2 protein-coding genes are annotated in these 3,360 nt (G+C 71.3%); both read left to right on the top strand.

The window, feature by feature from the left end; translation table 11 throughout:
- Positions 1-83: 83 nt before the first annotated feature.
- Positions 84-890, top strand: a complete 807-nt coding sequence (locus tag CH341_RS29750) for an undecaprenyl-diphosphate phosphatase (protein WP_111423012.1) — start codon at positions 84-86, stop codon at positions 888-890.
- 69 nt (positions 891-959) lie between these two features.
- Entirely contained in the window at positions 960-3,305 is a 2,346-nt protein-coding gene (locus CH341_RS29745; protein ID WP_111423010.1) for a xanthine dehydrogenase family protein molybdopterin-binding subunit, read from the top strand.
- Positions 3,306-3,360 lie beyond the last annotated feature (55 nt).

Here is a 3,360-nt window from a genome sequence, read left to right as displayed (position 1 = left end):
GCCGCCCTTGCCGGGCGGCCCCCCGATCTGCGAAAAGCGCGCAGCCGTCCGCGGGCGACCGCCCGCCCGTACCGGAGCCGAGCATGCTTCTCGATCTGTTCAAGGCCGCCTTTCTCGGCTTCATCGAAGGGCTGACCGAGTACCTGCCAGTCTCGTCGACCGGCCACCTCCTGCTGGTCGAGCACTTCTTCGGCTTCGACGACGAGGATTTCGGCAAGACCTTCGCGGTGCTGATCCAGCTCGGCGCCATCGCGGCGCTGCTGTCGATCTACTTCCGCAAGCTGCTGCTGCTGGCGACCCACATGTTCACGGACGAGTACGCGCGGCGCTTCGTGATCGGCGTGCTGATCGCCTTCCTGCCGGCCGCCATCGTCGGGGCGCTCGCCCACGGCTTCATCAAGTCGGTGCTGTTCAATCCCTGGATCATCTGCTTCTCGCTGATCGCCGGGGCGGCGGTGCTGTATTTCGTCGACCACCTCGACCTCAAGCCGCGCTACGACGAGGCGACCGAGTTCCCGCTGAAAATGTATCTCGGGATCGGTCTGATCCAGTGCGTGTCGATGATCCCGGGCGTGTCGCGCGCCGGCGCCACCATCGTCGGCGCCATGCTGCTGGGCGCCGACCGGCGCTCCGCCGCCGAATTCTCGTTCTGGCTCGCGATGCCGACCATGGTCGGCGCCTTCGCCTACGACCTCTACAAGGGCGGCGGCCAGATGAGCACCAACAACCTGATCCTGGTCGCGGTCGGCTTCGTCTCCTCCTTCGTGTTCGGCTGGATCGTGGTGAAGACCTTCCTGGGCTTCGTCGCCCGGCACGGATTCGGCCTGTTCGTCTGGTGGCGCGTCGCGGTCGGCACGCTGGGGCTGATCGGCCTCGCGCTGTTCGGCTAGGATCGCCACGGCCGTCCCGCCGTGCCGGCAGCGGCGGGAGACGAAGAAGAAGCCGGACGAGGAACCCCCATGGACGACACGACGGCTACCGCTGCCATCGCACGCTATCGGGTCGAGGACGCGCCGCTGTTGCGCGGCGCCGGCCGCTTCGTCGCCGACGCGCCCGCCGACAACCAGGCCCATGCCGCCTTCGTGCGGGCGCCGCACGCCCATGCGCGGGTGACGGCGATCGACAGCGCGGCGGCGCTGGCGGTGCCGGGCGTGCTCGCGGTCCTGACCGCGGCCGACATGGCGAAGGCCGGGCTCGCCAGTGTCGCCTGGCATCCGCCGACCCCGGGCCGCGACGGCGCGCCGCTGGTCGTCCCGCACCGGCCCGTGCTGGCCGGGACCGTGATGCACACCGGCGAGCCGGTCGCCCTGGTGGTGGCCGAGACGGCGCTGGCGGCCCAGGACGCCGCCGAGCTGGTCGAGGTCTCCTACGAGGAGCGCACGCCCGTCGTCGACGTGCAGCGCGCCGTGCTGCCCGACGCGCCGCAGCTCTGGCCGGAGGCGCCCGGCAACCTGGCGCTCGACTGGCACGTCCCCTCGCCGGCCGACGGCGGCGACCCGGCCGCGGTCGACGCCGCCATCGCCGAGGCCGCCCATGTGGCCCGGGTCTGCCACGTCAACCAGCGCATCATGGTCGCCAGCATGGAGCCGCGCGGCGCCACCGGGTCCTACGACCCGGCGACCGACACCTGGCTGCTGCGCGCCTGCTCGCAGAGCGCCATCGCGCTGCGCGACCACGTCGCCCGCATCATGGCGGTCGACAAGGAGCGGGTGCGGGTGATCACCGAGGACGTCGGGGGCGCCTTCGGGATGAAGAGCTCGCCCTATCCGGAGTATCCGGCGCTGCTGGTCGCGGCGCGGCTGACCGGGCGGCCCGTGCACTGGATGTCGACCCGCTCCGAGGCGTTCCTGACCGACGCGCATGCGCGCGACTCGATTCTCGAAGGCGAGCTGGCGGTCGACCGGCGCGGCCGGTTCACGGCGCTGCGGCTGCGCACGCTGACCAATCTCGGCGCCTATGTGGGCCAGTTCGGCGCCCGCCTGGCCACCATCAATTTCAGCCGCTGCGTCCCGGGCATGTACGCGATCCCCAGGATCGACATCGCGGTGCGCTGCTGTTTCACCAACACGACCCCGACCGCGCCCTATCGGGGCGCCGGCCGGCCGGAGGCGAACTACCTGATCGAGCGGCTGGTCGACGAGGCGGCCCGCCTCACCGGCATCGCGCCCGACGAGATCCGGCGTCGCAACCTGATCAAGCCGGAGGCGATCCCGTATCGCACCGCGGTCGGCGCCGTCTACGACAGCGGCAATTTTCCCGCTGTGCTGGAAAAGGCGGTGGTACTCGCCGACCTGGCGGGCGCCAAGGCGCGAAAACGCGAGGCGAAGAAGCGCGGCAAGCTGCGCGGCGTCGGCATCTCCTGCATGCTGGAGCATGCCGGCGGTGTGCCGACCGAGGGCGCCGGCCTGCTGTTTCCGGGCGACGGAACGATCGTGCTGGCGCTCGGCGCCCAGGCGACCGGCCAGGGCCACGCCACGGTGTTTCCACGCGTGCTGGCCGAACGGCTCGGCGTGCCGCTCGATCTCGTCCGGTTCGCCGAGGGCGACAGCGCGAACGGGGTGGTGAGCAATGCGAGCGTCGCCTCGCGCACCACGACCACGGCCGGCGCCGCCCTGGTGCGCGCGGTCGAGGTGGTGCTGGAGAAGGGCAAAAAGCTCGCGGCCGACGCGCTGGAGACGGCCGAGGCCGACATCGTCTACGCCGACGGCGCCTTCTCGGTCACCGGCACGGACCGGCGGATCACGTTGCTGGCGCTCGCCGAGGCGGCGAAGGAGCGCAAGACCAAGGGCGAGATCGAGGCCGATCTCGACACCAAGGTCGCCACCGACACGCCGCAGAATTTTCCGAACGGCTGCCACATCGCCGAGATCGAGATCGACCCGGAGACCGGCGGGATCGAGATCCTGCGCTACACGGCCGTCGACGACTGCGGCGTAGTGCTCGACCACACGCTGGTCGAGGGCCAGCTCCACGGCGCGCTGGCGCAGGGGCTGGGCCAGGCCGTGATGGAGCGCGCCGTCTACGACATCGACACGGGACAGCTCGTCACCGGCTCGTTCCAGGACTACGCGATGCCGCGCGCCCACGACATGCCGCCGGTCGCGGCCGCGGAAGAGAACACGCCGGCCACGACGAATCCGCTCGGCGTCAAAGGCGTCGGCGAGGCGGGCACCACCGGCTCGCTCGCCGCCGTGATGAACGCCGTCGCCGACGCGATCCCGGGCCCGGCCGGATACACGATGGACATGCCGGCCAGCCCCGAGAAGGTGTGGGCGGCGTGCCGGAGTCTCGGCGCGGGGACGTAGCGGTCGACCCCTCTCCTTCTTCACCTCCCCCTGGAGGGGGAGGTCGGACCGCGAC

This window comes from Rhodoplanes roseus (assembly GCF_003258865.1).
In the GTDB taxonomy this organism is placed as follows: Bacteria; Pseudomonadota; Alphaproteobacteria; order Rhizobiales; family Xanthobacteraceae; genus Rhodoplanes; species Rhodoplanes roseus.
This window is presented reverse-complemented; position numbering and strand designations above follow the sequence as displayed.

Bases quoted from the DNA above. Each gene is read 5' to 3' on its own strand.
- CH341_RS29745 (WP_111423010.1), top strand. From the start codon at position 960: ATGGACGACACGACGGCTACCGCTGCCATCGCACGCTATCGGGTCGAG.
- CH341_RS29750 (WP_111423012.1), top strand. From the start codon at position 84: ATGCTTCTCGATCTGTTCAAGGCCGCCTTTCTCGGCTTCATCGAAGGG.